The organism is Glycomyces luteolus (genome assembly GCF_027622875.1).
GTDB classification, from domain to species: domain Bacteria; phylum Actinomycetota; class Actinomycetes; order Mycobacteriales; family Micromonosporaceae; genus Glycomyces; species Glycomyces luteolus.
The window spans coordinates 120,377-127,139 of the sequence record NZ_JAPZVP010000002.1 but is presented as its reverse complement, the minus strand read 5'-3'; the positions used below and the strand labels follow the sequence as shown (position 1 = coordinate 127,139).

The 6,763-nt window shown below is 70.7% G+C and carries 7 protein-coding genes; 3 read left to right on the top strand and 4 right to left on the bottom strand.

All coding sequences use genetic code 11. The features are described 5' to 3' along the window. Positions 1 to 98 precede the first annotated feature (98 nt). The gene (locus tag O1R50_RS02585; RefSeq protein WP_270108293.1) at positions 99 to 689 is read right to left on the bottom strand and encodes an FABP family protein; all 591 of its coding nucleotides are present in this window, start codon (positions 687 to 689) and stop codon (positions 99 to 101) included. Between the two features lie 151 nt (positions 690 to 840). On the opposite strand from O1R50_RS02585, the gene O1R50_RS02580 reads away from it, so the two are divergent. Together O1R50_RS02580 and O1R50_RS02575 are read left to right on the top strand one after the other, a co-directional pair. After that, entirely contained in the window at positions 841 to 1,626 is a 786-nt protein-coding gene (locus tag O1R50_RS02580; RefSeq protein WP_205328027.1) for an HAD-IIA family hydrolase, read from the top strand. A gap of 238 nt (positions 1,627 to 1,864) precedes the next feature. Then, positions 1,865 to 2,083: a DUF3263 domain-containing protein gene (locus tag O1R50_RS02575; protein WP_270108292.1), complete on the top strand. Its 219-nt coding sequence runs from the start codon at positions 1,865 to 1,867 to the stop codon at positions 2,081 to 2,083. 277 nt (positions 2,084 to 2,360) lie between these two features. Here the strand turns inward: O1R50_RS02575 and O1R50_RS02570 are convergent, their stop codons facing one another. From O1R50_RS02570 to mdh, 3 genes are all read right to left on the bottom strand, one after another. Further along, positions 2,361 to 3,599 carry an APC family permease gene (locus tag O1R50_RS02570; RefSeq protein WP_270108291.1) on the bottom strand — a complete coding sequence of 413 codons (1,239 nt, stop codon included), beginning with the start codon at positions 3,597 to 3,599 and terminating at the stop codon, positions 2,361 to 2,363. 36 nt (positions 3,600 to 3,635) lie between these two features. Beyond that, the gene (locus tag O1R50_RS02565; protein ID WP_270108290.1) at positions 3,636 to 4,376 is read right to left on the bottom strand and encodes a phosphatase PAP2 family protein; all 741 of its coding nucleotides are present in this window, start codon (positions 4,374 to 4,376) and stop codon (positions 3,636 to 3,638) included. 124 nt (positions 4,377 to 4,500) lie between these two features. Next, positions 4,501 to 5,451, bottom strand: a complete 951-nt coding sequence (gene mdh, locus O1R50_RS02560) for a malate dehydrogenase (RefSeq protein WP_270108289.1) — start codon at positions 5,449 to 5,451, stop codon at positions 4,501 to 4,503. Positions 5,452 to 5,858: 407 nt separating this feature from the next. On the opposite strand from mdh, the gene O1R50_RS02555 reads away from it, so the two are divergent. Continuing rightward, a complete protein-coding gene (locus O1R50_RS02555; protein WP_270108288.1) occupies positions 5,859 to 6,752 on the top strand; it encodes a sulfite exporter TauE/SafE family protein in 894 nt (297 codons plus the stop codon). Positions 6,753 to 6,763: the final 11 nt, after the last annotated feature.

The window sequence follows — 6,763 nt, the reverse complement described above, 5'->3', positions numbered from 1 at the left end:
GGCGCCGCTCCCCCCCCGGGCCGCCCCCCCTACTAGGAGGACCCGCAGCGGGCGGCCGGACAACCAGTCCGGCCGCCCGCGACAACCGATCTCGACGACTACCCCGCCACCCGGCTCAGGCTGGCGCTCAGGTGGGGGCTCAAAGGCTTGCCCTCCGCGGCCAACTCCTGCGCGTACATGAGGGCGCCCTCCACGATGCCGTACAGGCGCTTGCCTGCGGTGACCTCCTTGGCCTGCGGGCTGCGCACCACCGCGTCGGTGGCGATCTCGATCTGCATGCCGTCCACGTGCCCGTAGTACAGGTCGAGGATGCCCGTCGGGTGCGAGAGGAGCACTTCGATCTCGGGGCGTTTGGGATCCTTGCCCTGCACCACGCGCCACCAGCCGGTCTCCTGCGCCGCGGGGCGCACGGGCTTGCCGTCGACGTCGATGATCCAGGACCGGGCGTGGTAGCGCAGGAACGGCCGACCGTCATGGAGGAAGCTGATCTCCTGGGCGTACAGGAAGTCCTCGGTGCCGGGGTAGCCGCCCTGGCCACGACCGCGCCAGCGGCCGACGAGGGGCAGCAGCGGCAGCAGGTCGTCGTGCAAGTTAGGCCCGCGGCGCAGGTCGTCGGTCTCCTCGAACGGGTAGGGCTCGACCTGTTGGAAGGTCGAGGCGAACTCTTCGGGTACTTCGCGCTCGCTCATTTGTTCCTCGCGGTTCGAATGGTCCAGTAGCCGAGTGCGCCCGCCATGGCGCCTGCGGCGATGACGAGCACGGCCGTCAATGCCGTCTCCACGGGCACCACTTTACGTCCGGTCCTCGTCGTTTTCTCCGAGCGATGGCAAGATGTTGAGCATGACTACACCTGGACCCTTCGACAGCTGGCTCTCGGACATGGACGGCGTGCTCGTCCACGAGGGCGTGCCGGTTCCCGGCGCCAACAAGCTCATCGAGAAGTTGCAGTCGGCGGGGAAGCGGTTCCTCGTCCTGACGAACAACTCGATCTATACCCCGCGCGACCTGCATGTGCGGCTGAAGAACTCCGGGCTGGCGGTGCCGGTCGAGTCGATCTACACCTCGGCGATGGCGACAGCGGACTTCCTGCAGTCGCAGCGGCCCAAGGGCTCGGCCTACGTCATCGGCGAGGCGGGGCTGACCACGGCGCTGCACGAGATCGGCTACGTGCTCACCGATTACCGGCCCGACTACGTGGTGCTCGGCGAGACCCGGCGGTACGACTTCGGGGCGCTCACCACGGCGGTGCGCCTGGTCAAGTCCGGGTCGCGGTTGATCTGCACCAACCCGGACACGACCGGGCCGAGCCCCGAGGGCCTCATGCTCGGCGTCGGCGCGGTTGCGGCGATGATCACTGCCGCGACGGGTTCAGAGGCGTACTTCCCGGGGAAGCCGAATCCTCTGATGATGCGGAACGCGTTGCGCCGCATCGGGGCCCACTCGGAGACGACGGTGATGATCGGCGACCGCATGGACACCGACGTGCTGTCGGGCCTCGAGGCGGGGCTCGAGACGGTCCTCGTTTTGTCGGGGGTCACTGACACTATGGAAGAAGTCGAGCGGTACCCCTTCCGTCCGAACCACGTCAAGGATTCGGTGGCGGACCTGATCGACTGGATCGAGTAGTCACGGCGTCCGATTGCGGAGCCGTACATTTACGAGGAGTTGCCCCATGCCTCCCGGCCATCGCCCCGCCAAGTCCATTTCGCGTGCGCGCCAGGGAGGTGAGGAGCGGCTGCCTGCTCCGCGGTCCGCGCGCGGACCGCAGGAGGCGTCGCTCCCGAAGGCACGGGAGGCGCCCCCGCGGCAGCCGGCACCGCAGCGGGAGCCGCGCGAGCCAGGGCCGTACCAGCCCGAGTCGAAGTTGAGTTCGCAGGACTCGCGGCTCCTCGCGTTCGAGGCGCGCTGGTGGCGGGCGTCGGGTGCGAAGACGCAGGCCATCAGCGATGAGCTGGAGCTCACCCCTGAGCGGTACTACCAGCATCTGGCCCGGCTCATCGATCACCCGGAGGCGGCCGCGGAGCAGCCCGCGGTCGTCCGGCGGCTCAGAGCCGCGCGGGATCAGCGCCGCGCGGAGCGCTGACGAGACTTCGCGGAGACGGCTGGGGCGGGGCCTTCGTGGCGTTCGGTGCGGCCGTCCGGCCGATGCGCGGTGCGGCAGCGCTCGCGCTTCCGAGCCTCGGGTCACGGTGGCGGGGGCGACGATCGGCGGGCAACCGTTCAACCCTGCTGACGGCGGGCAACCGTTCAACCGCCGCTGCGATGTGGGTCTTGCGGGTGCCTGACGGTCACGATGTGCAAGTGCGGCAATCGGAGTGCACCGTTCTGCCGCCGCTCGCCGTGTTGCGGGTTACCGGCAGTCATGGTGTGCGGGTGCGACGTTCGGTGAGGGCGAACCAGCCTGCGCCGACCGCGAAGACGGCCAAGCCGCCGAGCACCGCGGAGAGCGGGAGGCTCGCGGCCACGAGCATGCAGCCTGCGAGCCCCAGCCACGGGAGCGGGGCGCGCCGGTCGAGCGTGACCGCTGAGGCGTTCGCGACGCCGTAGTAGACCAGCACGCAGAAGCTGGAGAACCCGATCGCGCCCGATAGATCCAGTGTGGACACGAGGATCAGGACGAGGCCGCTCGCCGCGAGCTCGGCCGCCCAGGGGACCCCGAACCGCTCCGAGACCGCCGCCAGTGCCCCCGGCAACCGCCGGTCGCGCGCCATCGCCAGCGCGGTGCGGCCGATGCCGGCGAGGAGGCTGAGGAGGACTCCGGCGACGGCGACGCCGGCGCCGATGGCGACGACCGGTTTGAGGGCGGGTGCGCTGGCGCCTGCGAGGTCGGCGAGGGGTGCGGTGGAGGCGGCGAGGGTGCCGGTGCCGAGGACGCTCAGGGCGGTGAGGGCGACGAGCAGGTAGACGGTGAAGGTGATGCCGAGTGCGATGGGGACGGCGCGGGGGATGGTGCGTTCGGGGTTGGTGACTTCTTCGCCGAGGGTGGCGATGCGGGCGTAGCCGGCGAAGGCGAAGAAGAGGAATCCGGCGGCGGTGAGGACGCCCCAGGGGCGGGTGCCGTCGAGGGGTTGTGCGGCGACGGGGCCGGCGGCTCCGGCGATGATGACGGCGGCGAGTACGGCGAGGGTGATCGCGGCGAAGACGGCGGAGGCGAGGGCGGTGCGTTTGACGCCGAGGAGGTTGATGGCGCAGAAGGCGACGACGGTGGCGGCGGCGAGGGCGCGCGGGTGGTCGGGCAGGAGGTAGGCGCCGAGGGTGAGGGCCATGGCGGCGGCGGAGGCGGTCTTGCCGACGAGGAAGGCCCAGCCGGCGGTGAATCCGGCGGCGGGGTTCAGCCGGATGGTGCCGTAGATGTAGGCGCCGCCGGCTTGGGGGTGGAGGGCGGCGAGGCGGGCGGTGGAGCGGGCGTTGCAGTAGGCGATGAGTCCGGCGATGGCGAGGGCGGCGAGGAGGCCGGGGGCGGATCCGGCGGCTTCGGCGGCGGGCGCCCATACGGCGAAGACGCCGGCGCCGAGCATGGAGGCGAGTCCGATGGTGATGGCTGAGTGGAGTCCGAGGCGGCGTTGGAGGGGCGGGCCTTGGGGCGCCGGTGTGGGCATGCGACGACGATACCGTGCGGGGGTGGCGTGCGTCGGTCAGCGATATCGCCGTTCGGGTTCGAGCCAGATCGGCAGTGCCACTGTGTCCCATGGGATGCGTTGGACGGTGCGGAGGATGGCGATGCCGATGAAGAGTCCGGCGGGGGTGTCGGTGAACCAGTGCCAGCCGAGGTAGGTCGTCGAGAAGGTGACGATGATCGGCGGGAGGATCAGGAACAGTCGCCGTGCGGTCGGGTTCCATTGCGCGCCTACGAGGAACACGATGAACCCGTACCAGACGATGGTGTTGAGCACGTGTCCTGACGGGTAGGCCCCGGAGGGTTCGAGTCCCGAGAACAGGACTGACTGGGTCGCGTCGGCGTAGGGCGGGTCGGAGGCTTCGGGCCAGTGGGGGTAGACGCGCGGCAGCGCGAATTTGAGGACGAGGACTGCTCCTGCCATGCCGTAGGCGGCGAGGAAGGCGACGAGGGGGCGGACGTTGCGGCCGCGCCAGGCGAGGATCGCCGCGAGGCTGAGCGCGATGCCGCCGAGGAGGCCGCCTTGGCCGAGCCGGTTGGTCTGGATCGCGATGAGGTTGGCCCAGTCGGGCCGGTTCGCGTCGGAGAGGTCGCGGATCCAGATGTCGAGGTCGACGAGGGGGCTGGGCCAGGCGAGGGGGATCGTGAGGGCGATGAAGGCGAGGGCCAGGGCGATCTCGGGGATCCACGAGCGCGGCCGCTTCGGGACGAAGGGCCTCCAGGCCTGGGCGCCGGTGCGGCGCTGGTCTGCGGCGATCACGGGCGTAAGCCTAGCGACCGGGGCGTAGCCGGCGAATCCGATATCGGGGTGCGGGTGGAAACGGGCGGGGCGCCCGCGAGCGGGCGCCCCTTGAACTGCGTTTGAACGGTGCGGGAAGCGCGGGTTACAGCCCGGCGACGTCGGCCTGCTTGGTGCGGACGGCTTCGGCGGCTTCCTTGAGGTTGGCGAGTTCGTCGTCGTTGAGGGGGGTTTCGACGACCTTCTTGACGCCTTCGGCGCCGATCTCGGCGTTGACGCCGAGGTAGACGCCGGAGATGCCGTATTCGCCGTCGACCCAGGCGCACACGGGCATGACGGCGCCGGAGTCTTCGGCGACGGCCTTGGCCATGCGGGCGGCGGCGGCGGAGGGGGCGTAGTAGGCGGAGCCGGTCTTGAGGAGGGCGACGATCTCGGCGCCGCCGTTGCGGGTCTTGGTGACGAGCTCCTCGATCTTCTCGGCGGGGAGGAGGTCGGCGAGCGGCTTGCCGTCGACGGAGGACTGGCTGGGGACGGGGACCATGGTGTCGCCGTGGGAGCCGAGCGTCAGGGTCGTCACGGACTTGACGGGGACCTGGAGTTCTTCGGCGACGAAGTTCGTGAAGCGGGCGGTGTCGAGCATGCCGGCCTGGCCGAGGACCCGGTGCTTGGGGAAGCCGGAGGCGAGCTGGGCGAGCGCGGTCATCTCGTCGAGGGGGTTGGAGACGACGATGATGACGGCGTTCGGGGAGTGCTTGACGAGGTTCTCGGTGACGCCGCGGACGATGCGGGCGTTGACCTCGAGGAGGTCCATGCGGCTCATGCCGGGCTTGCGGGGGAGGCCGGCGGTGATGACGATGACGTCGGAGCCGGCGGTCTTCTCGTAGCCGTTGCCGTCGTTGTCGGTGGTGGCGCCGACGACCTTGGTCTCGAAGCCCTCGATGGTGCGGGACTGGTTCATGTCGAGGGCGATGCCCTCGGGCTTGCCCTCGACGATGTCGGTGAGGACGACTTCGTCGAAGACGTCGTACTCGGCCAGGCGCTGGGCGGTGGTGGAGCCGTAGAATCCGGCGCCGACGACCGTGACTTTCTTACCCATCGAATGCTCCTCTGCATTAAGGCTGCCTGTGCGGTTCGCAGGCCCTCGGGTTGTGTGCGGCGGCGCGGGCGCCGCCGTGGCGTGCCAGGTGAATGGCGGGTCACGCTCGGTGATGCTACCGAGCCGTATGTCAGCTAGGCGAGCGTAACCAGGTCTGTTCGTCCACGCTATGACCCTCGTCTCGGGTGGCGCATCCGGCCCCTGACCGGGTGGCGGAGGCCTCCAAAAGCGAGCGGTCCGGCTGTGAGCGGGCGGGGGTTGCCGGGCCGGGCGATGATGTGGGGACGGGCGGGCGCGGTGTCGCAAGTCCGTCCCGCTTCGGCGTCCCGAAGCGTGGGCACTCGTTGACTTGTCCTATTGAGCTAGTGGACTATTCAGGGGCCATCCGTATCCCGAGGGAGCCGCGCGTGCTGTTCGCCATCCTCTCCTCCGTCGCCGCGGGCTTCATCGCCCAGCTCGTCGACGGCAGCCTCGGCATGGGCTTCGGCACCATCACGATGACGTTCCTGCTCGGGCTGGGCATCGCCCCGGCGGTGGCGTCGGCGTCGGTGAACGTGGCGACGATCGCGACGGGCGCGGTCAGCGCGGCCTCGCACCACCGGCTGCAGAACGTGCACTGGCCGACGACGCTGAAGCTGGGCATTCCCGGTGCGGTCGGCGGTTTCGCCGGGGCCTGGGCGCTGGCGTCGCTGACGCGGCTCGACGCGGCCACGCCGGTGACGAGCGCGATCCTCATCGCGCTGGGCGCGGTGATCGTGTGGCGCTTCGTGCGCGGCCGGGGCGCGGGGCACGGCCCGGTCCGGTCCGGGTTCGCGGTCCCCACGGGCCTGGTCGGCGGTTTCCTGGCCGCGGTCGGCGGGGGCGGCTGGGGCCCGGTGACGATGCCGATCACGTTGGCGACGTCGCGGCTGGAGCCGCACCGGGTGGTCGGTTCGGTCTCGACGGCGCAGGTGTTCGCGTCGACGGCGGCGGTGATCGGCTTCTGGATGGCGGTGCCGGACACGCTGACGGTGCTGTGGCCGGTCGTGGCGGGCATGGCGGTGGGCGGCATGGCCGCGGCGCCGCTGGCGGCGTGGCTGACCCGCAAGATCCCCACGGCGAAGCTGGGGTCGACGATCGGGATGCTCGTGGTGGCGTTGAACTTGCGCACCCTCTTGGGGGTGTTCGCGGTGCCGTGGCCGGTCGTGACGGGCCTGTATCTGGCGCTCGCGGTGGTGTGGGCGCTGGTCCTGGTGGCTCCGAGGCGACGGGAGGCCCGGGAGGCCGCGGTGGAGGCGCCCCCGGTCGAAGCCGGGGCGTAGCGGCGCGGCAT